Annotated in this window: 18 protein-coding genes; 17 read left to right on the top strand and 1 reads right to left on the bottom strand. The window is 60.9% G+C overall.

The window, feature by feature from the left end; all coding sequences use genetic code 11:
• Nucleotides 1-12: 12 nt before the first annotated feature.
• The 17 genes from HBO11_RS04390 (at nucleotide 13) to nuoN (ending at nucleotide 19,991) form a co-directional block, all read left to right on the top strand.
• On the top strand, nucleotides 13-1,182 hold the full coding sequence (locus HBO11_RS04390) for a cupin domain-containing protein (protein ID WP_029293370.1): 1,170 nt from the start codon (nucleotides 13-15) through the stop codon (nucleotides 1,180-1,182).
• Nucleotides 1,175-1,597 (top strand): GNAT family N-acetyltransferase, encoded by a 423-nt coding sequence (locus HBO11_RS04385; protein ID WP_169954348.1) that lies wholly within the window; start codon nucleotides 1,175-1,177, stop codon nucleotides 1,595-1,597. The genes HBO11_RS04390 and HBO11_RS04385 overlap by 8 nt, the downstream gene beginning before the upstream one ends.
• A gap of 240 nt (nucleotides 1,598-1,837) precedes the next feature.
• The gene (locus HBO11_RS04380) at nucleotides 1,838-2,563 is read left to right on the top strand and encodes a secretin N-terminal domain-containing protein (RefSeq protein ID WP_169954349.1); all 726 of its coding nucleotides are present in this window, start codon (nucleotides 1,838-1,840) and stop codon (nucleotides 2,561-2,563) included.
• Between the two features lie 507 nt (nucleotides 2,564-3,070).
• The gene (gene aceA, locus HBO11_RS04375; protein WP_003219577.1) at nucleotides 3,071-4,396 is read left to right on the top strand and encodes an isocitrate lyase; all 1,326 of its coding nucleotides are present in this window, start codon (nucleotides 3,071-3,073) and stop codon (nucleotides 4,394-4,396) included.
• Between the two features lie 657 nt (nucleotides 4,397-5,053).
• Nucleotides 5,054-5,467, top strand: coding sequence for an NADH-quinone oxidoreductase subunit A (locus tag HBO11_RS04370; RefSeq protein WP_003219575.1), 414 nt, complete (start codon nucleotides 5,054-5,056; stop codon nucleotides 5,465-5,467).
• Nucleotides 5,468-5,477: 10 nt separating this feature from the next.
• On the top strand, nucleotides 5,478-6,152 hold the full coding sequence (locus tag HBO11_RS04365) for an NADH-quinone oxidoreductase subunit B (protein ID WP_012724951.1): 675 nt from the start codon (nucleotides 5,478-5,480) through the stop codon (nucleotides 6,150-6,152).
• Nucleotides 6,153-6,223: 71 nt separating this feature from the next.
• Entirely contained in the window at nucleotides 6,224-8,008 is a 1,785-nt protein-coding gene (gene nuoC, locus HBO11_RS04360) for an NADH-quinone oxidoreductase subunit C/D (protein WP_090402815.1), read from the top strand.
• 2 nt (nucleotides 8,009-8,010) lie between these two features.
• Complete coding sequence (nuoE, locus tag HBO11_RS04355) at nucleotides 8,011-8,508, top strand: NADH-quinone oxidoreductase subunit NuoE (RefSeq protein ID WP_029293358.1); 498 nt, start codon at nucleotides 8,011-8,013, stop codon at nucleotides 8,506-8,508.
• A complete protein-coding gene (gene nuoF / locus HBO11_RS04350; RefSeq protein ID WP_169954350.1) occupies nucleotides 8,505-9,860 on the top strand; it encodes an NADH-quinone oxidoreductase subunit NuoF in 1,356 nt (451 codons plus the stop codon). The genes nuoE and nuoF overlap by 4 nt, the downstream gene beginning before the upstream one ends.
• 135 nt (nucleotides 9,861-9,995) lie before the next feature.
• Nucleotides 9,996-12,710, top strand: coding sequence for an NADH-quinone oxidoreductase subunit NuoG (gene nuoG / locus HBO11_RS04345; protein ID WP_169954351.1), 2,715 nt, complete (start codon nucleotides 9,996-9,998; stop codon nucleotides 12,708-12,710).
• On the top strand, nucleotides 12,707-13,714 hold the full coding sequence (gene nuoH / locus HBO11_RS04340) for an NADH-quinone oxidoreductase subunit NuoH (protein ID WP_017737147.1): 1,008 nt from the start codon (nucleotides 12,707-12,709) through the stop codon (nucleotides 13,712-13,714). Before nuoG ends, nuoH begins: the two co-directional genes overlap by 4 nt.
• Before the next feature lie 11 nt (nucleotides 13,715-13,725).
• Nucleotides 13,726-14,274: an NADH-quinone oxidoreductase subunit NuoI gene (nuoI, locus tag HBO11_RS04335; RefSeq protein WP_003174725.1), complete on the top strand. Its 549-nt coding sequence runs from the start codon at nucleotides 13,726-13,728 to the stop codon at nucleotides 14,272-14,274.
• 9 nt (nucleotides 14,275-14,283) lie between these two features.
• Nucleotides 14,284-14,787, top strand: coding sequence for an NADH-quinone oxidoreductase subunit J (gene nuoJ, locus HBO11_RS04330; protein ID WP_017476146.1), 504 nt, complete (start codon nucleotides 14,284-14,286; stop codon nucleotides 14,785-14,787).
• A gap of 2 nt (nucleotides 14,788-14,789) precedes the next feature.
• A complete protein-coding gene (nuoK, locus tag HBO11_RS04325) occupies nucleotides 14,790-15,098 on the top strand; it encodes an NADH-quinone oxidoreductase subunit NuoK (protein ID WP_003219560.1) in 309 nt (102 codons plus the stop codon).
• The gene (gene nuoL, locus HBO11_RS04320; protein WP_029293339.1) at nucleotides 15,095-16,948 is read left to right on the top strand and encodes an NADH-quinone oxidoreductase subunit L; all 1,854 of its coding nucleotides are present in this window, start codon (nucleotides 15,095-15,097) and stop codon (nucleotides 16,946-16,948) included. The genes nuoK and nuoL overlap by 4 nt, the downstream gene beginning before the upstream one ends.
• 39 nt (nucleotides 16,949-16,987) lie before the next feature.
• A complete protein-coding gene (nuoM, locus tag HBO11_RS04315; RefSeq protein WP_029293337.1) occupies nucleotides 16,988-18,520 on the top strand; it encodes an NADH-quinone oxidoreductase subunit M in 1,533 nt (510 codons plus the stop codon).
• 7 nt (nucleotides 18,521-18,527) lie between these two features.
• Nucleotides 18,528-19,991: an NADH-quinone oxidoreductase subunit NuoN gene (gene nuoN / locus HBO11_RS04310; protein WP_029293335.1), complete on the top strand. Its 1,464-nt coding sequence runs from the start codon at nucleotides 18,528-18,530 to the stop codon at nucleotides 19,989-19,991.
• A gap of 233 nt (nucleotides 19,992-20,224) precedes the next feature.
• Here nuoN and HBO11_RS04305 read toward each other — a convergent pair whose 3' ends face one another.
• Nucleotides 20,225-21,967, bottom strand: coding sequence for an ABC transporter substrate-binding protein (locus HBO11_RS04305; protein WP_169954352.1), 1,743 nt, complete (start codon nucleotides 21,965-21,967; stop codon nucleotides 20,225-20,227).
• Between the last annotated feature and the right edge of the window lie 35 nt (nucleotides 21,968-22,002).

Below are 22,002 nucleotides of genomic sequence, written 5' to 3'. Positions count from 1 at the left end.
AATAGGTTACACATGAATCCTGATATTCCTCTTCAACTTCTGGGCGGCATCACGGCACGGGAATTCCTGCGCGACTACTGGCAGAAAAAACCGCTGCTGATCCGCCAGGCCATCCCTGATTTCGAAAGCCCGATCGACGCCGACGAACTGGCCGGCCTGGCGCTGGAAGAAGAAGTCGAGTCACGCCTGGTGATCGAGCACGGCGAGCGCCCATGGGAGCTGCGCCGCGGCCCGTTTGCCGAAGACGCCTTCAGCACCCTGCCAGAGCGCGAGTGGACCCTGCTGGTGCAGGCGGTCGACCAGTTCGTACCGGAAGTGGCCGAGTTGCTGGAGCAGTTCCGCTTCCTGCCAAGCTGGCGCATCGACGACGTGATGATCAGCTTTGCCGCCCCCGGTGGCAGCGTAGGCCCACACTTCGATAACTACGATGTGTTCCTGCTGCAAGCCCAGGGCAAGCGCAACTGGAAGATCGGCCAGATGTGCAGCTCGGAAAGCCCGCTGCTGCAACACGCCGACCTGCGCATCCTCGCCGAATTCGAAGAGAGCGCCGAATGGGTGCTGGAGCCGGGCGACATGCTCTACCTGCCGCCGCGCCTGGCGCACTTTGGCATCGCTGAAGATGACTGCATGACCTACTCGGTAGGCTTCCGCGCACCGAGCGCCGCTGAAGTGCTGACCCATTTCACCGACTTCCTCAGCCAGTACCTGACAGATGAGGAGCGCTACACCGACGCCGACGCCCAGCCTGTCAGCGACCCGCACCAAATCCAGAGCGACGCCCTCGACCGCCTGAAAAGCCTGCTGGCCGAGCACATGAGCGACGAACGCATGCTGCTGACCTGGTTCGGCCAATTCATGACCGAGCCACGCTACCCGGAACTGGTCGCCGGCCCTGAAGAGCTGGCGCAGGATGAAGTCATCAGCAGCCTGGAAGACGGTGCAGTCCTGATCCGCAATCCGAGCGCACGTCTGGCCTGGTCGGAAGTGGACGACGATGTACTGCTGTTCGCCAGCGGCCAGAGCCGTTACCTGCCGGGCAAACTGCGCGAGCTGCTGAAGCTGATCTGCGCGGCCGACGCCCTGCACGTCGACAACCTGGGCCCGTGGCTGGCCGATGAAGATGGCCGCGACCTGCTGTGCGAACTGGTCAAGCAAGGAAGCCTGGGGTTTGCCGATGAATAAAATTCACGTAAGTGTCGCAGACTGGCAAAAGGATATCGCCGAGATCCGGCGCATTCGTGAAGCGGTATTTATCGCTGAGCAATCGGTTCCACCTGAGCTGGAATGGGACGCAGACGACGCCGGGGCCATGCATTTCCTCGCATTCGAAGGCGACTTTCCGATTGGCACTGCGCGCCTGCTACCCAGCGGCGAGATCGGTCGCGTGTCGGTCCTCAAGGACTGGCGCGGGCTGAAAGTCGGCGACAAGCTGATGGAAGCAGTGATCGGCCAGGCCGAAAAACGCGGCCAGACCCGGCAGTTCCTCAGCGCACAGGTGTATGCCGCGCCGTTCTATGAGCGGCTGGGGTTCAAGATCGTCAGCGGGGAATTCCTGGAAGTCGGGATTCCCCATGTTGATATGGAGCGCGAAGGCTGACTTTAGACCCAGTCGCGCCCTTCGCGAGCAAGCCCGCTCCCACACCTGATCGAGCTCGACCTCTGAAATGTGGTCAAAAGTGGGAGCGGGCTTGCTCGCGAAGGCGTCATTAGCAGCCCCCCAAAAAGGCCCTGCCATCCCCCGATGCCAGGGCCTTTTGCCGTCTACGATTCAACTTGCGCCCCTCCGGGCCGATAAACTGGCACCATCAAGCCCAAATGACTTGCAGAGATAACGGACATGTCCCTACGCACCCTAGTCGCCAGCCTGCTCATGGCCGCCAGCTTTTCAGCAATGGCAGCCACTGAAGTCGTACCCCTGAACAACCGCACCAGCGCCGACCTGTTACCCGTGGCGCAGAATTTCATTGGCAAGGACGGCACGGTCAGCGCCTACGGCAATCAACTGATCGTGAATGCCGAACCCGACAAGATCCAGGGCCTGCGCGCCCTGCTCACACAGCTGGACACCCCGTCCAAGCGCCTGTTGATCACCGTCGACACTAATGAGAACAATCAGCAGGCCAACCGCCAGGTCATTACCTACAGCACCGAAAGCCGAGAGGGCGGGGTCCAGCAGATCCAGGCCAGCGAAGGTGTGCCCGCGCTGATCCAGGTCGGCCAGAGCGTCCCCCTGACCACCACCCAGCCCGACGCCTACGGCCGCCCGCAAAACCAGACCCAGTACCGCAACGTCACCCAGGGCTTCTACGTGACCGCCAGCGTCACCGGCGAGACCGTGCACCTGAGCATCAGCACCAATCGTGACCGCATGAGCCAGGAACGTCCCGATGTAGTGAACGTGCAAAGTACCGACACAACCGTCAGCGGGCGCCTGGGCGAGTGGATCACCCTGGCCGGCATCAATCGCCAGACCCAGGCCGACAAACAGGGCACAACCCGCACCTACTCGACCCAGGGCCGGGATGACCTGACAGTGCGGGTCAAAGTCGAGGCCTTGAACTGAAGCACCAAAAACTGACTGATTAGTCGTATTAGACCAAAGATGTAGTGCCATAAAAAAAGCACTACAAAACATTTGACGATCCAAAAAAGCATGGGCATGATGGCCTCGCTCCCGCTAATCAGGGGCCCTGGCAAGGGCCTTCGGATCGTCGCTCCAAGTTACCCACCTGAGCCGATTCGTGTCTGTACCGCCCACAAGGCGTGTTTGACGAGGTTGCGACTGGAACGAAGTTGTCCCGAGGGACGGAAGCTAACCAGGTAACTCGGCAACACACTGATGGATCGTACCAAGGCCCACGACGCCCGAAGACTGTTCTCGGTTCGCCTCTACCTGCTCACTTTCTCCCTTGAGCCTATCGTTCATCCCGTCGCCTTCCCCGCCAAGCCCAACTTGACCGCCTAAGCTTCTGGTCAGCGAGCAGCCATAACCACGCACTGAATACGTGGCTGGCAAACGGAATTTTCAACCCAGTAGTTTTTCCACAAAGACGCGACGAGGTTTTTCCCCATGGCACTGACACGCGAACAGCAAATTGCAGCCCTTGAAAAAGACTGGGCTGAAAACCCACGCTGGAAAGGCGTGACTCGCGCTTACTCCGCTGCTGACGTCGTCCGCCTGCGCGGCTCGGTTCAACCTGAGCACACCTTTGCAAAACTGGGCGCCGAGAAGCTGTGGAAGCTGGTTACCCAGGGCGCCAAGCCGTCCTTCCGCCCCGAGAAAGATTTCGTCAACTGCATGGGTGCCCTGACCGGCGGCCAGGCTGTGCAACAAGTCAAGGCCGGCATCCAGGCGATCTACCTGTCCGGCTGGCAAGTGGCTGCGGACAACAACTCCGCCGAGTCCATGTACCCTGACCAATCGCTGTACCCGGTGGACTCCGTGCCAACCGTGGTCAAGCGCATCAACAACTCGTTCCGCCGCGCCGACCAGATCCAGTGGAAAGCCGGTAAAGGTCCGGGCGACGAAGGCTACATCGACTACTTCGCGCCAATCGTGGCGGACGCCGAAGCCGGTTTCGGTGGCGTACTGAACGCCTACGAGCTGATGAAAAGCATGATCGAGGCAGGCGCCGCCGGCGTGCACTTCGAAGACCAACTGGCTTCCGTGAAAAAATGCGGCCACATGGGCGGCAAGGTCCTGGTTCCAACCCAGGAAGCCGTACAGAAGCTGACCGCTGCCCGCCTGGCAGCTGACGTAGCCGGCACGCCGACCATCATCCTGGCCCGTACCGACGCCAACGCCGCTGACCTGCTGACTTCGGACTGCGACCCGTACGACCAGCCGTTCGTGACTGGCGAGCGCACCCAGGAAGGTTTCTACAAGGTGCGTGCAGGCCTGGATCAAGCCATTGCCCGTGGCCTGGCCTACGCGCCGTACGCCGACCTGATCTGGTGCGAAACCGCCAAGCCAGACCTGGACGAAGCCCGTCGCTTCGCCGAGGCGATCAAGAAGGAATACCCGGACCAACTGCTGTCCTACAACTGCTCGCCTTCCTTCAACTGGAAGAAGAACCTGGACGACGCGACCATCGCCAAGTTCCAGCGCGAACTGTCCGCCATGGGCTACAAGCACCAGTTCATCACCCTGGCCGGCATTCACAACATGTGGCACAGCATGTTCAACCTGGCGCACGACTACGCCCGCAACGACATGACTGCCTACGTGAAGCTGCAGGAGCAGGAGTTCGCTGACGCCGCCAAAGGCTACACCTTCGTGGCGCACCAGCAGGAAGTGGGCACTGGCTACTTCGACGACATGACCACCGTGATCCAGGGCGGCACCTCGTCCGTGACCGCGCTGACCGGTTCGACCGAAGAAGAACAGTTCCACTGAGTAAACTGAGTACACGGCCATTGCGGGCCCGATAGAAAGCTAACCGCAGTGCCGCACGATCTGACGCCCCGACTGGTTCGGGGCGTTTTTTTGCCTGAAAAATCGCTCCGGACCCAGTGAAGATCAAAATGTGGGAGCGGGCTTGCTCGCGATAGCGATATGTCAGTCAAGAAAGTGCTGGCTGACACACCGCTATCGCGAGCAAGCCCGCTCCCACAATGAAAATGCGCTCAGCCTGGTGTTTTTTGCGCAAAACCTTGATCCAGAGCGGTATTCGCCCAGAAAAAATCAGTTAAAAGTTGCGCGCTGGCAACTTGCGCCAAACGGGCAAGTAACAACAACTTTCCCTGCGCCCCGCTCATTATCCGCTTAAAACTCTTGCAAACAATATTCATTATCATTTAGAGCAATAAAACTTCGTTACACCCTAAACAAAACACAATTGATTAAAATCAAGCTAATGCCCGCAGCGTCTGGGCTACAGCCCCATAAAGGTGCACTATGTCCTTATTTCAGCGAATAATTTAGCTACAGGAATTTTACTTGCTAGGTGTTTAGCCATAAAATCACCGCGATTGATTGCGCTGCGACATATCGTCACTGCGTCGTTACTTTTTCGAGCTCAGAGACCTTTGCTCTCTGTTAAGGATTTCCAGCATGACCGAAGCGACAGGACTCATGGCCCACAACTGGGGCTTTGCCATTTTCCTCCTCGGTGTTGTCGGCCTCTGCGCCTTCATGCTCGGTGTCTCCAGCCTTCTCGGGTCAAAAGCCTGGGGCCGCAGCAAAAACGAACCGTTCGAGTCCGGCATGCTACCTACAGGTGGCGCCCGCTTGCGGCTCTCAGCCAAATTCTATCTGGTCGCGATGTTGTTCGTGATCTTCGATATCGAAGCCCTCTTTCTCTTTGCCTGGTCTGTGTCCGTCCGCGAAAGCGGCTGGACCGGATTCGTCGAAGCCCTCGTTTTCATAGCAATTCTGTTGGCAGGCCTTGTCTACCTATTTCGAGTGGGCGCCCTTGACTGGGCTCCGGAAGCTCGTCGCAAGCGGCAAGCGAAGCTGAAACAATGAGGCTTTGGCGATGCAATACAATCTCACCAGGATCGACCCGGATGCTCCTAACGATCAGTACCCCATCGGCGAACGGGAAACCGTCTCCGATCCGTTAGAAGACCAAGTCCACAAAAACATCTACATGGGCAAGCTGGAAGACGTGCTGAGTGGCGCGGTCAACTGGGGGCGCAAGAATTCCCTGTGGCCGTACAACTTCGGCCTTTCGTGCTGCTACGTGGAAATGACCACTGCCTTCACGGCGCCCCACGACATCGCGCGCTTTGGCGCCGAAGTTATCCGGGCATCACCGCGCCAGGCGGATTTCATGGTTATCGCCGGCACCTGCTTTATCAAGATGGCGCCGATCATCCAGCGTCTCTACGAGCAAATGCTCGAGCCGAAGTGGGTTATCTCCATGGGTTCGTGCGCCAACTCCGGTGGCATGTACGACATCTATTCCGTAGTTCAGGGGGTGGACAAGTTCCTGCCTGTGGACGTTTACGTGCCTGGCTGCCCGCCCCGCCCTGAAGCTTTCCTGCAAGGCCTGATGCTGTTGCAGGAATCGATTGGCAAGGAGCGTCGCCCACTGTCCTGGGTCGTCGGTGATCAAGGCGTGTACCGCGCCGAGATGCCTTCGCAAAAGGAACAGCGCCGCGAACAGCGAATCGCAGTCACCAACCTGCGCAGCCCCGACGAAGTCTGATCCAGCCCGCTTCTTTTATAGAACGAAAACCTGGCCTCATTCTTTACGTTGACCGAAAGCGATAAAAAACCATGACTACAGGCAGTGCTCTGTATATCCCGCCTTATAAGGCAGACGACCAGGATGTGGTCGTCGAACTCAATAACCGTTTTGGCCCTGACGCCTTCACCGCCCAGGCCACACGCACCGGTATGCCGGTGCTGTGGGTGGCGCGCGCCAAGCTCGTCGAAGTCCTGACCTTCCTGCGCAACTTGCCCAAGCCGTACGTCATGCTCTATGACCTGCATGGCGTGGACGAGCGTCTGCGCACCAAGCGCCAGGGGCTGCCGAGCGGCGCCGACTTCACCGTGTTCTATCACCTGATGTCGCTGGAACGTAACAGCGACGTGATGATCAAGGTCGCCCTCTCGGAAAGCGACCTGAGCATCCCGACCGTGACCGGTATCTGGCCGAACGCCAGCTGGTACGAGCGTGAAGTCTGGGACATGTTCGGGATCGACTTCCCGGGCCACCCGCACCTGACGCGCATCATGATGCCGCCGACCTGGGAAGGTCACCCGCTGCGCAAGGACTTCCCTGCCCGCGCCACCGAATTCGATCCGTTCAGCCTCAACCTGGCCAAGCAGCAGCTTGAAGAAGAAGCCGCGCGCTTCCGTCCGGAAGACTGGGGCATGAAGCGTTCCGGCACCAACGAGGACTACATGTTCCTCAACCTGGGCCCGAACCACCCTTCGGCCCACGGTGCCTTCCGTATCATCCTGCAACTGGACGGCGAAGAAATCGTCGACTGCGTGCCGGACATCGGCTACCACCACCGTGGTGCCGAGAAGATGGCCGAGCGCCAGTCCTGGCACAGCTTCATCCCGTACACCGACCGTATCGACTACCTCGGCGGCGTGATGAACAACCTGCCGTACGTGCTCTCGGTCGAGAAGCTGGCGGGCATCAAGGTGCCAGACCGCGTCGACACCATCCGCATCATGATGGCCGAGTTCTTCCGGATCACCAGCCACCTGCTGTTCCTGGGTACCTATATCCAGGACGTCGGCGCCATGACCCCGGTGTTCTTCACCTTCACCGACCGTCAGCGTGCGTACAAGGTCATCGAAGCCATCACGGGCTTTCGCCTGCACCCGGCCTGGTACCGCATCGGCGGCGTGGCCCACGACCTGCCGAACGGCTGGGAGCGCCTGGTCAAGGAATTCATCGACTGGATGCCCAAGCGTCTGGACGAGTACCAAAAGGCTGCGCTGGACAACAGTATTCTCAAGGGCCGGACCATCGGCGTCGCTGCCTACAACACCAAAGAGGCCCTGGAATGGGGCGTCACCGGTGCTGGCCTGCGATCCACCGGTTGCGACTTCGACCTGCGCAAGGCGCGCCCGTACTCCGGCTATGAGAACTTCGAGTTCGAAGTTCCGCTGGCAGCCAATGGCGATGCCTACGACCGTTGCATCGTGCGCGTCGAAGAAATGCGCCAGAGCCTGAAAATCATCGAGCAATGCATGCGCAACATGCCGGCAGGCCCGTACAAAGCGGATCACCCGCTGACCACGCCGCCGCCAAAAGAGCGCACCCTGCAGCACATCGAGACCCTGATCACGCACTTCCTGCAAGTCTCGTGGGGCCCGGTGATGCCGGCCAACGAGTCCTTCCAGATGATCGAAGCGACCAAGGGTATCAACAGTTATTACCTGACGAGCGATGGCGGCACCATGAGCTACCGCACCCGGATTCGTACCCCAAGCTTCGCCCACTTGCAGCAGATCCCTTCGGTGATCAAAGGCGAGATGGTCGCGGACTTGATTGCGTACCTGGGTAGTATCGATTTCGTTATGGCCGACGTGGACCGCTAAGCATGAACAGCACGCTTATCCAGACAGACCGTTTCACCTTGAGTGAAACCGAGCGCTCGGCCATCGAGCACGAGCTGCATCACTACGAAGACCCGCGCGCGGCGTCGATCGAAGCCTTGAAGATCGTCCAGAAGGAACGTGGCTGGGTGCCCGACGGCGCCCTCTACGCCATCGGCGAGATCCTCGGCATCCCGGCCAGCGATGTGGAAGGCGTGGCGACGTTCTACAGCCAGATCTTCCGCCAGCCGGTCGGCCGCCACATCATTCGCGTGTGCGACAGCATGGTCTGCTACATCGGTGGCCACGAGTCAGTGGTCGACGCGATCCAGAGCAAGCTGGGCATCGGCCTGGGCCAGACCACTGCAGACGGGCGCTTCACGCTGCTGCCGGTATGCTGCCTGGGCAACTGCGACAAAGCGCCGGCGTTGATGATCGACGACGACACATTCGGCGACGTGCAGGCCTCTGGCGTCACCCAATTGCTCGAGGGCTACCCATGACCCTGACTTCCTTTGGCCCGGCCAACCTGATCAAGCGTTCGGCCGAAACCCACCCGCTGACCTGGCGCCTGCGTGACGACGGCGAGCCTGTATGGCTTGACGAGTACCAGGCCAAGAACGGTTACGCCGCTGCGCGCAAAGCCTTTGCCGACATGGCTCAGGACGATATCGTCCAGACCGTGAAGGACGCTGGTCTCAAAGGTCGCGGCGGCGCAGGCTTCCCCACGGGTGTGAAGTGGGGACTGATGCCAAAAGATGAATCCATCAACATCCGTTACCTGTTGTGTAACGCCGATGAAATGGAGCCCAACACCTGGAAAGACCGCATGCTGATGGAGCAACTGCCCCATCTGCTGATCGAAGGCATGCTGATCAGCGCCCGTGCGCTGAAAACCTACCGGGGCTACATCTTCCTGCGGGGCGAATACACCACCGCCGCCAAACACCTGAACCGTGCCGTGGCCGAAGCCAAGGCCGCAGGCCTGTTGGGCAAGAACATCCTCGGTTCGGGTTTTGACTTCGAGTTGTTCGTGCACACCGGCGCCGGGCGTTACATCTGCGGTGAAGAAACCGCACTGATCAACTCCCTCGAAGGCCGCCGCGCCAACCCGCGCTCCAAGCCGCCCTTCCCCGCCGCCGTTGGCGTGTGGGGCAAGCCTACGTGCGTGAACAACGTCGAGACCCTGTGCAACGTGCCGGCGATCATCGCCGACGGCGTGGACTGGTACAAATCCCTGGCCCGCGAAGGCAGCGAAGACATGGGCACCAAGCTCATGGGCTTCTCCGGTAAGGTCAAGAACCCTGGCCTGTGGGAACTGCCATTCGGCGTGACCGCCCGCGAGCTGTTCGAGGACTACGCTGGCGGCATGCGCGACGGCTACACCCTCAAGGCCTGGCAGCCAGGCGGTGCCGGCACCGGTTTCCTGTTGCCCGAGCACCTCGACGCACAGATGTATGCCGGCGGCATCGGCAAGGTGGGCACCCGGATGGGTACCGGCCTGGCGATGGCGGTGGACAACACCGTGAACATGGTCTCGCTGCTGCGCAACATGGAGCAGTTCTTCGCTCGCGAATCCTGTGGTTTCTGCACCCCGTGCCGCGATGGCTTGCCATGGAGCGTCAAGCTCCTGATGGCGATCGAGAAAGGCGAAGGCCAGCCGGGGGATATCGAAACCCTGCTGGGCCTGGTCGGTTTCCTCGGCCCTGGCAAGACCTTCTGTGCTCACGCACCGGGCGCCGTGGAGCCACTGGGCAGCGCAATCAAGTACTTCCGCTCGGAGTTCGAAGCCGGCATCGCGCCCAAAAGCGCCGCCGTCCCGCCTCTGGCAAAGCCGATCGTAGTCGGCGCGTAACGCTTCAATAGGCGAAGGGTCCGTGCCCTTCGCCTTGTCATGTGCTGACGCCGTGAAGGCTGTGTTGATGCACATGAATAACAAGATTCCATTAGCCACGCCCGCTGACAACGGGCCAACGAAGAACTTTGAACCATGGCCACTATCCACGTAGACGGCAAAGCGCTCGAAGTCGATGGGGCGGACAACCTGTTACAGGCGTGTCTGTCACTAGGCCTCGACATCCCTTATTTCTGCTGGCACCCGGCGCTTGGTAGCGTCGGTGCCTGTCGCCAGTGTGCGGTCAAGCAGTACACCGATGAAAACGACACCCGTGGTCGTATCGTCATGTCCTGCATGACGCCGGCCACCGACAACACCTGGATTTCCATCGACGATGATGAGTCCAAGGCGTTTCGCGCCAGCGTTGTCGAATGGCTGATGACCAACCACCCCCACGACTGCCCGGTCTGTGAGGAAGGCGGTCACTGCCACCTGCAAGACATGACGGTGATGACCGGCCACAACGAGCGCCGTTATCGCTTCACCAAGCGTACCCACCAGAACCAGGACCTCGGCCCGTTCATTTCCCACGAAATGAACCGCTGCATCGCCTGCTACCGCTGCGTACGCTTCTATAAAGACTACGCCGGCGGCACCGACCTGGGCGTATTCGGCGCCCATGACAACGTGTACTTCGGGCGCGTTGAAGATGGCGTCCTGGAAAGCGAGTTCTCCGGCAACCTCACCGAGGTCTGCCCGACCGGTGTGTTCACCGACAAGACTCACTCCGAGCGCTACAACCGCAAGTGGGACATGCAGTTCTCGCCGAGCATCTGCCATGGCTGCTCCAGCGGTTGCAACATCTCCCCGGGCGAGCGCTACGGCGAACTGCGGCGCATCGAAAACCGCTTCAACGGTTCGGTCAACCAGTACTTCCTGTGCGACCGTGGCCGCTTCGGCTATGGCTACGTCAACCGCGAAGACCGTCCTCGCCAGCCATTGCTGGCCGATGGCGCCAAGCTAAGCCTGGACGAGGCGCTGGACAAAGCCGCCGACCTGCTGCGCGGGCGCAACATCGTCGGTATCGGTTCGCCACGCGCCAGCCTCGAAAGCAACTACGCGCTGCGTGAACTGGTGGGTGCCGAGCACTTCTACAGCGGTATCGAAGCCGGCGAGCTGGAGCGTATCCGCCTGGTCCTGCAGGTGCTCAATGACAGCCCGCTGCCAGTGCCGAACATGCGCGACATCGAAGACCACGACGCAATCTTCGTGCTCGGTGAAGACCTGACCCAGACCGCCGCGCGTATCGCGCTGTCCCTGCGCCAGTCGGTCAAAGGCAAGGCCGAAGAAATGGCCGACGCCATGCGCGTACAGCCTTGGCTCGACGCAGCGGTGAAAAACATCGGCCAGCACGCGCTGAACCCGCTGTTTATCGCAAGCCTTGCCGAAACCAAGCTCGACGATATCGCTGAAGAATGCGTGCACGCAGCACCTGACGACCTGGCCCGTATCGGTTTCGCCGTGGCCCACGCCCTCGACGCCAGCGCCCCTGCCGTCGAAGGCCTGGACGCAGAAGCCGTGGCCCTGGCCCAGCGTATTGCCGACGCCCTGCTCGCGGCCAAGCGTCCTTTGATCATTGCCGGTACCTCGTTGGGTTCCAAGGCGCTGATCGAAGCCGCCGCCAACATCGCCAAGGCCCTCAAGCTGCGCGAGAAGAACGGCTCCATCAGCCTGGTCGTGCCGGAAGCCAACAGCCTTGGCCTGGCCATGCTCGGTGGCGAGTCCCTGGACAGCGCCCTGCAAGCCGTGATCGACGGCAGTGCCGACGCCATCGTGGTGCTGGAAAACGACCTGTACACCCGCACCGATGCGGGCAAGGTCGATGCCGCGCTGAGTGCTGCCAAAGTACTGATCGTCGCCGATCACCAAAAGACCGCGACCAGCGACCGTGCCCATCTGGTCTTGCCAGCCGCGAGCTTCGCCGAAGGCGACGGGACCCTGGTCAGCCAGGAAGGCCGCGCCCAGCGCTTCTTCCAGGTGTTCGATCCGAAGTACATGGACGCCAGCATCCTGGTTCACGAAGGCTGGCGCTGGCTGCATGCCCTGCGTGCGACCCTGCTGAACCAGCCAATCGACTGGACCCAGCTCGACCACGTCACCGCAGCCGTCGCCGCGAGCGCACCGCAACTGGCGCGTATCGTCGACGCCGCACCGTCCGCCGCGTTCCGTATCAAGGGCATGAAGCTGGCCCGTGAACCGCTGCGTTATTCCGGGCGTACCGCCATGCGTGCTGATATCAGCGTGCACGAACCGCGTACCCCACAAGACAACGACACCGCGTTCGCCTTCTCCATGGAAGGTTACTCGGGTTCGGTCGAGCCCCGTCAGCAGGTGCCGTTTGCCTGGTCGCCGGGCTGGAACTCGCCGCAGGCCTGGAACAAGTTCCAGGACGAAGTCGGTGGTCATATCCGCGCTGGCGACCCGGGCACCCGCCTGATCGAAAGCACTGGTGATTCGCTGAACTGGTTCGCTGCAGTACCGCGTCCGTTCAACCCGGCCCAGGGCACCTGGCAGGTTGTGCCGTTCTTCCACCTGTTCGGCAGCGAAGAGACCTCTTCCAAGGCCGCGCCGGTGCAAGAGCGCATTCCCGCCGCCTACGTATCCGTGGCCAAGTCCGAAGCCGATCGCCTGGGCGTCAACGACGGTGCCCTGCTCAGCTTGAACGTAGCCGGCCAGACCCTGCGTCTGCCGCTGCGCATCAACGACGAGCTGGGTGCTGGCCTGGTTGCACTGCCAAAAGGCCTCGCCGGGATTCCTCCTGCGATCTTTGGCCAAACCGTTGACGGTCTGCAGGAGGCAGCGCAATGACCTGGTTCACCCCTGAAGTGATCGACGTGATCATCTCGGTCGTCAAGGCCATCGTGATCCTGTTGGCCGTGGTCGTCGCGGGCGCCCTGCTCAGCTTCGTCGAACGTCGCCTGCTGGGCTGGTGGCAGGACCGTTACGGTCCGAACCGCGTTGGCCCATTTGGTATGTTCCAGATCGCCGCCGACATGCTGAAAATGTTCTTCAAGGAAGACTGGACCCCGCCGTTTGCCGACAAGGTGATCTTCACCCTGGCACCGGTCGTGGCCATGAGCGCCTTGCTGATCGCCTTCGCGATCATCCCGATCACCCCGACCTGGGGCGTGGCGGACCTGAACATCGGCTTGCTGTTCTTCTTCGCCATGGCCGGTTTGTCGGTCTATGCGGTGCTGTTCGCCGGCTGGGCCAGTAACAACAAGTTCGCCCTGCTGGGCAGCTTGCGGGCCTCGGCCCAGACTGTGTCCTACGAAGTGTTCATGGGCCTGGCGCTGATGGGCATCGTGGTGCAGGTGGGCTCGTTCAACATGCGCGACATCGTCGAGTACCAGGCTCAGAACCTGTGGTTCATCATTCCGCAGTTCTTCGGCTTCTGTACCTTCTTCATCGCTGGCGTGGCCGTGACTCACCGTCACCCCTTCGACCAGCCGGAAGCGGAACAGGAACTGGCCGACGGCTACCACATCGAATACGCCGGCATGAAATGGGGCATGTTCTTCGTCGGTGAGTACATCGGCATCATCTTGATCTCGGCCCTGCTGGTCACGCTGTTCTTCGGCGGCTGGCACGGTCCGTTCGGCATCCTGCCGCAGTTGGCGTTCTTCTGGTTCTTCCTCAAGACCGCGTTCTTCATCATGTTGTTTATCCTGCTGCGCGCTTCCATTCCGCGCCCACGATACGACCAGGTGATGGATTTCAGCTGGCGCTTCTGCCTGCCGCTGACCCTGATCAATTTGCTGGTGACTGCTGCCGTTGTGTTGTTGAACACGCCAGCGGGCGCGGTTCAGTGAGGATTTGACCCATGTTCAAATATATTGGCGACATCGTTAAGGGTACCGGTACCCAGTTGCGAAGCCTGGTGATGGTGTTCGGTCACGGCTTTCGCAAACGCGACACCCTGCAATACCCGGAAGAAGCGGTGTACCTGCCGCCGCGCTATCGCGGCCGGATCGTACTGACCCGCGACCCCGATGGCGAAGAGCGTTGCGTAGCCTGCAACCTGTGCGCCGTGGCGTGCCCGGTTGGCTGTATCTCCCTGCAGAAAGCTGAAACCGAAGACGGTCGCTGGTACCCGGACTTCTTCCGCATCAACTTCTCGCGCTGCATTTTCTGCGGCCTCTGCGAGGAAGCTTGCCCGACCACCGCGATCCAGCTGACACCGGATTTCGAGATGGCCGAGTTCAAACGTCAGGACCTGGTGTACGAGAAAGAAGATCTGCTGATCTCTGGTCCCGGTAAAAACCCTGATTACAACTTCTATCGTGTTGCAGGTATGGCCGTTGCCGGTAAGCCCAAGGGCGCCGCACAAAACGAAGCCGAGCCGATCAACGTGAAGAGCTTGCTGCCTTAAGGAAGAAAGATGGAATTCGCTTTCTATTTCGCATCGGGTATTGCAGTGGTGTCCACGCTTCGCGTGATCACCAACACCAACCCCGTGCACGCCCTGCTCTACCTGATCATTTCGCTGATCGCCGTGGCCATGACCTTTTTCAGCCTCGGCGCACCGTTCGCCGGTGTGCTGGAAGTGATCGCCTACGCTGGCGCCATCATGGTGCTGTTCGTGTTTGTGGTGATGATGCTCAACCTGGGGCCGGCTTCGGTCGCCCAGGAGCGCGTCTGGCTCAAGCCCGGCATCTGGCTTGGCCCGGTGATCCTGGCAGCGCTGCTGCTGGCTGAACTGCTGTATGTGCTGTTCGCTCACCAGAGCGGCCAGGCCATCGGCCACACCACCGTAGACGCCAAGGCCGTGGGCATCAGCCTGTTTGGCCCGTACCTGCTGGTGGTCGAACTGGCTTCGATGCTGCTGCTCGCTGCAGCCATCACCGCCTTCCACTTGGGCCGCAACGAAGCCAAGGAGCAATGACGATGCCTGCTATCCCTTTGGAGCATGGTCTGGCGGTCGCCGGCATCCTGTTCTGCCTTGGCCTGGTCGGCCTGATGGTTCGCCGCAACATTCTGTTCGTGTTGATGAGCCTGGAAATCATGATGAACGCTGCCGCACTGGCCTTCATCGTTGCGGGCAGCCGTTGGGGCCAGCCGGATGGGCAAGTGATGTTCATCCTGGTGATCAGCCTGGCAGCCGCCGAGGCCAGTATTGGCCTGGCGATCCTGCTGCAACTGTATCGTCGCTTCCACACGCTTGATATCGACGCTGCCAGTGAGATGCGCGGATGAACATGATCTTTCTGACTTTCGTATTTCCCCTGATCGGTTTCCTGCTGCTGTCGTTCTCCCGTGGACGCTGGTCGGAAAACCTCTCGGCCCTGGTCGGCGTGGGTTCCATTGGCCTGTCGGCGATTGTCGCCGCCTACGTCATCTGGCAGTTCAACGTGGCGCCGCCCGAAGCCGGTCACTACACCCTGGTGCTGTGGCAATGGATGGCGGTCGAGGGGTTCAAGCCTGACTTCGCCCTCTACGTCGACGGCCTGTCGATCACCATGCTCGGCGTGGTGGTGGGCGTGGGCTTCCTGATCCACCTGTTCGCGTCCTGGTACATGCGCGGTGAGGCCGGTTACTCGCGCTTCTTCGCCTACACCAACCTGTTTATCGCCAGCATGCTGTTCCTGGTGCTGGGCGATAACCTGTTGTTCCTGTACTTCGGCTGGGAAGGCGTGGGCCTGTGCTCGTACCTGTTGATCGGTTTCTACTACAGCAACCGCAACAACGGGAACGCGGCCCTCAAGGCCTTTGTCGTGACCCGGATCGGCGACGTGTTCATGGCCATCGGCCTGTTCATCCTGTTCCAACAGGTGGGCACGCTGAACATCCAGGAACTGCTGGTGCTGGCACCGCAGAAATTCCAGGTCGGCGACTTCTGGATCACCCTGGCGACCCTGATGCTGCTGGGCGGCGCTGTCGGTAAATCGGCGCAACTGCCACTGCAAACCTGGCTGGCAGACGCCATGGCCGGTCCTACCCCGGTGTCGGCACTGATCCACGCCGCCACCATGGTGACCGCCGGTGTCTACCTGATCGCCCGTACCCACGGCCTGTTCACCCTGGCGCCGGAAATCCTGCACCTGGTGGGCCTGGTGGGCGGCGTGACCCTGGTGCTGGCCGGCTTCGCCGCGCTGGTGCAGACCGACATCAAGCGGATCCTCGCCTACTCGACCATGAGCCAGATCGGCTACATGTTCCTGGCCCTGGGCGTCGGCGCCTGGGACGGCGCGATCTTCCACCTGATGACCCACGCCTTCTTCAAGGCCCTGCTGTTCCTTGCGTCCGGTGCGGTGATCGTTGCCTGCCACCACGAGCAGAACATCTTCAAGATGGGCGGCCTGTGGAAGAAACTGCCGTTGGCCTACGCCAGCTTCATCGTCGGTGGTGCCGCGCTGGCAGCCCTGCCACTGGTGACCGCAGGTTTCTACTCCAAAGACGAAATCCTCTGGGAAGCCTTTGCCAGCGGTAACCAGGGCCTGCTGTACGCCGGTCTGGTTGGCGCGTTCATGACCTCGCTGTACACCTTCCGCCTGATCTTCATCACATTCCATGGTGAAGCCAAGACCGAAGCCCACGCAGGCCACGGCATTTCCCACTGGCTGCCGCTGTCGGTGCTGATCATCCTGTCGACCTTCGTCGGCGCCATGATCACTCCGCCACTGGCTGGCGTACTGCCACAAAGCGTCGGGCATGCCGGCGGCGACGCCAAGCACAGCCTGGAAATCGCCTCGGGCGCCATCGCCATCGCCGGTATCCTGCTGGCGGCCATGTTGTTCCTCGGCAAGCGTCGCTTCGTGACCGCCGTGGCCAACAGTGGCATTGGCCGATTCCTTTCGGCCTGGTGGTTCGCCGCCTGGGGCTTCGACTGGATCTACGACAAACTGTTCGTCAAGCCTTACCTTGCGATCAGCCATGTACTGCGCAAAGACCCGCTCGACCAGACCATCGGTTTGATCCCGCGTGCCGCCAAGGCCGGCCACACCGCCCTGAGCCGCACCGAGACCGGCCAATTGCGTTGGTATGCAGCTTCCATGGCGGCCGGTGCCGTGTTGGTGATCGGCGCCATCGTAGTGGTAGCGGTCTGATATGAACTTTGCGAACTTGCGAAAGGAAACGAGCCCGTCATGATTCTGCCCTGGCTAATCCTGATCCCCTTTATCGGCGGCCTGCTCTGCTGGATGGGCGAGCGCTTCGGCGCTACCCTGCCCCGCTGGATTGCGTTGCTGACCATGTCCCTGGAACTCGCACTCGGCCTCTGGCTGTGGGCCCATGGCGACTATTCATTTGCTCCGGCACCGGGTGTCGATCCAACCTTCGCGCTTGAATTCAAGCACGTCTGGATCGAACGCTTCGGCATCAACGTGCACCTGGCCCTCGACGGCCTGTCGCTGTTGATGATCCTGCTGACCGGCCTGCTGGGTATCCTCTCGGTACTCTGCTCCTGGAAAGAAATCGAGCGTCACGTGGGCTTCTTCCACCTGAACCTGATGTGGATCCTGGGCGGCGTTGTCGGCGTGTTCCTTGCGCTGGACCTGTTCATGTTCTTCTTCTTCTGGGAAATGATGCTGGTGCCGATGTACTTCCTCATCGCGCTCTGGGGTCACAGTTCTTCGGACGGCAAGAAAACCCGGATCTACGCGGCGACCAAGTTCTTCATCTTCACCCAGGCTTCCGGCCTGATCATGTTGGTGGCGATCCTGGGCCTGGTCCTGGTCAACTTCAACAACACCGGCGTGATTACCTTCAACTACGCCGACCTGTTGAAAACCAAGATGTCGATGACCACCGAGTACATCCTCATGCTCGGTTTCTTCATCGCCTTCGCGGTGAAACTGCCGGTGGTGCCGTTCCACTCCTGGTTGCCTGACGCTCACGCCCAGGCGCCCACCGCAGGTTCCGTGGACCTGGCCGGTATCCTGTTGAAGACGGCGGCCTACGGCCTGCTGCGTTTCGCCCTGCCGCTGTTCCCGAACGCTTCGGCCGAGTTCGCGCCGATTGCCATGACCCTGGGCCTGATCGGGATCTTCTACGGTGCGTTCCTCGCCTTCGCCCAAACCGACATCAAGCGCCTGATTGCCTTCTCGTCCGTTTCCCACATGGGTTTCGTACTGATCGGCATCTACTCCGGCAGCCAACTGGCGTTGCAAGGCGCGGTGATCCAGATGCTGGCTCACGGTGTTTCGGCAGCCGCACTGTTTATTCTCAGTGGCCAACTGTACGAGCGCCTGCACACCCGTGACATGCGTGAAATGGGCGGCATCTGGTCGCGTATCGCCTACTTGCCGGCGATCAGCCTGTTCTTTGCAGCCGCCTCCCTGGGCTTGCCGGGCACCGGTAACTTCGTCGGTGAGTTCCTGATCCTGATGGGCAGCTTCGTCAGTGCGCCATGGATCACCGCGATCGCCACCTCCGGCCTGGTGTTCGGTTCGGTGTACTCGCTGATCATGATCCACCGTGCCTACTTCGGCCCGACCAAGTCGGACGCCGTCCTCAAAGGGATGGATGCTCGCGAACTGATCATGGTGCTCGGCCTTGCGGTATTGCTGGTGTATATCGGCGTGTATCCGCAACCGTTCCTCGACACCTCTGCCGCCACGATGCATGGCGTGCAGCAGTGGTTGAGCACCGCCTTCACTCAACTCGCTTCGGCCCGGTAAGAGCGCTATGGAATTCACGATCCAACACTTTATCGCGCTTGCGCCGCTGCTGATTACCAGCCTCACCATTGTGGTGGTGATGCTGGCAATCGCCTGGCGCCGCAATCACTCACAGACGTTCCTGCTGTCCACCGCAGGCCTGAACCTGGCCTTGCTGTCGATTATCCCGGCACTCAAGGTAGCCCCGCTGGCGGTGACCCCGCTGGTCATGATCGATGACTTCGCGCTGCTGTACACCGCGTTGATCCTGGTTGCGACACTGGCCTGCGTCACCCTCGCCCACGCCTACCTCGGCGAAGGCGGCACCGGCTACCCGGGCAACCGCGAAGAGCTGTACCTGCTGATCCTGCTGGCTGCGGCCGGCGGTATCGTGCTGGTCAGCGCGCAGCACCTGGCCGGCTTGTTCATCGGCCTGGAACTGCTGTCGATCCCGACCTACGGCCTGGTGGCCTACGCCTTCTTCAACAAGCGCTCCCTGGAAGCCGGCATCAAGTACATGGTGCTGTCGGCCGCAGGTTCCGCGTTCCTGTTGTTCGGTATGGCCTTGCTCTACGCCGAAGCCGGCAGCCTGAGCTTCAGCGGTATCGGTCACGCCCTGGCCACCACCAGCATGCCTGCGCCAATCGCCCAACTGGGCCTGGCCATGATGCTGATCGGCCTGGCGTTCAAGCTGTCGCTGGTACCCTTCCACCTGTGGACCCCGGACGTGTACGAAGGCGCCCCGGCGCCGGTAGCCGCGTTCCTGGCTACCGCGTCGAAGGTTGCAGTGTTTGCGGTGATGGTGCGTCTGTTCCAGATCTCCCCCGCCGCCAACACCGGTGTGCTGAGCGACGTACTGACCGTGATCGCCATTGCGTCGATCCTGTTCGGTAACCTGCTGGCCCTGACCCAGAACAACCTCAAGCGTCTGCTGGGTTACTCGTCCATCGCGCACTTCGGCTACCTGCTGATCGCTCTGGTGGCGAGCAAGGGCCTGGCGGTGGAAGCCATCGGCGTGTACCTGGTCACCTACGTGATCACCAGCCTCGGCGCGTTCGGCGTGATCACCCTGATGTCCTCGCCTTACAAAGGCCGTGACGCCGACGCCCTGTACGAATACCGCGGCCTGTTCTGGCGCCGTCCGTACCTGACCGCCGTACTGACCGTGATGATGCTGTCCCTGGCTGGTATCCCGCTGACCGCAGGCTTTATCGGCAAGTTCTACATCGTCGCGACCGGTGTCGAAGCCCACGAATGGTGGCTGGTGGCATCCCTGGTACTGGGCAGCGCCATCGGCGTGTTCTACTACCTGCGCGTGATGGTCACCCTGTACCTGATCGAGCCAAACCTGCGCCGTGTGGACGCCGAGCTGCACTGGGAACAGAAAGCCGGTGGCGTGATGCTGCTGGCCATTGCCCTGCTGGCGTTTTTCCTGGGTGTCTACCCACAACCGTTGCTCACCCTGGTGCAGCATGCGGTGATGGCGGGTTGATCGCTTAGGCTCAAGCAGTAAACAGAACGGCACCCTTGGGTGCCGTTTTGCGTTCCTGGGGGCAGATGTGCGGTGCCACTGGCGTCGCCATCGCGGGCAAGCCCGCTCCCACATTGATCCGGTTTCATCATGAGAACAGGGTCAAGTGTGGGAGCGGGCTTGCCCGCGATGGCGGCAGCAAAGACACTACAAAAAACGGCACCTCACGGTGCCGCTGTGCTATCTGCCCTACCTCACTTACGTGCCGCCTCCCAGGACTTGAGCAAGTCGGCATAGTTCACGGTTTCACCCTTGGGCTTTTCGTTCGCCAGTTTCGGCTTGGGCGCGCCCGGCTGATCGAACCAGTACTGGGCATCACGCTCGGGGTTCATCTTCGGCCCACAGATCGGCTGCACCTTGGAGCGTTCCAGGCGCGTCATGATGGCGTCCTGGTCCTTGGCCAGGCCATCCAGCGCCTGTTGCGGGGTTTTCTCGCCGCTGGCGGCTTCCGAGATGTGGCTCCACCACAGTTGGGCCAAGCGTGGATAGTCCGGCACGTTGGTGCCGGTCGGCGTCCATTGCACCCGCGCCGGGCTGCGATAGAACTCCACCAGGCCGCCGAGTTTCGGGGCCAGGTCGGTCATGGCCTGGGAGTTGATGTCCGATTCGCGGATTGGCGTCAGGCCGACGATGGTTTTCTTCAAGGACACGGTTTTCGACGTAACGAACTGCGCATACAGCCAGGCCGCCAGTTTTTGCTTCTCAGGCGTTGACTTGAGGAAGGTCCAGGAGCCCACGTCCTGATACCCCAGCTTCATGCCCTCCTCCCAATACGGACCCCGGGGCGACGGTGCCATGCGCCACTTCGGCGTGCCATCGGCGTTCATCACTGGCAGGCCGGGTTTGGTCATGTCGGCGGTAAAGGCTGTGTACCAGAAGATCTGCTGGGCGATGTTGCCTTGGGACGGCACCGGCCCGGACTCGGAGAAGGTCATGCCCGCCGCTTCCGGTGGCGCATAGGCGCGCATCCAGTCGACATACTTCTGCGTGGCAAACACCGCAGCCGGGCCGTTGGTATCGCCGCCACGGGTCACGCTGGAACCCACCGGGTGGCAGTCCTCGACCCGAATCCCCCACTCGTCCACCGGCAAGCCATTGGGCAAGCCCTTGTCGCCGCCTCCGGCCATGGAGAACCAGGCATCGGTAAAGCGCCAGCCCAGGGACGGGTCCTTCTTGCCGTAGTCCATATGGCCGTACACGCGCTTGCCATCGATTTCCTTGACGTCTTCGCTGAAGAACTTGGCGATATCTTCATAGGCCGACCAGTTCACCGGCACGCCCAGCTCATAGCCGTATTTCTCCTTGAACTTGGCCTTGAGGTCGGCCCGCTCGAACCAGTCGGCGCGAAACCAGTACAGGTTGGCGAACTGCTGGTCGGGCAACTGGTAGATCTTGCCGTCCGGCGCAGTGGTAAACGAAATGCCGATAAAGTCCTTGAGGTCCAGGGTCGGCGAGGTGAAGTCCTTGCCTTCATTGGCCATCAGGTCGGTGATGGATTCGGTCTTGCCATAGCGAAAGTGCGTACCAATCAGGTCGGAATCGTTGACCCAGCCGTCATAGATGTTCTTGTCCGACTGCATCTGGGTCTGCAGTTTTTCCACCACGTCCCCCTCCTGCAGCAGGTCGTGGGTCAGCTTGATCCCGGTGATTTCACTGAAGGCCTTGGCCAGTACCTTGGATTCGTACTCGTGAGTGGTGAGGGTTTCCGACACCACATTGATCTTCATCCCACGAAACGGCTCGGCGGCCTTGATAAACCACTTCAACTCTTCAAGTTGCTGGGCTTCGCTGAGGGTGGACGGTTTGAACTCGCTGCCGATCCACTTTTTCGCGGCATCTTCATAGGCATCGGCCCAGGCTGCAGCACTCAGGCCGCTGAGTGCCAAGACTGCGGCCAATGAAATGCTATGTCGCAGCTTATTGTTTTTATCGAACATAGAGACCTCCTGGTTGGGATCAAAAGGGATGCCTG

Source organism: Pseudomonas sp. WS 5010 (genome assembly GCF_012985565.1).
Lineage (GTDB): Bacteria > Pseudomonadota > Gammaproteobacteria > Pseudomonadales > Pseudomonadaceae > Aquipseudomonas.
The sequence above is the reverse complement of the archived record's forward strand: the minus strand, read 5'-3'. Positions and strand labels throughout refer to the sequence as shown.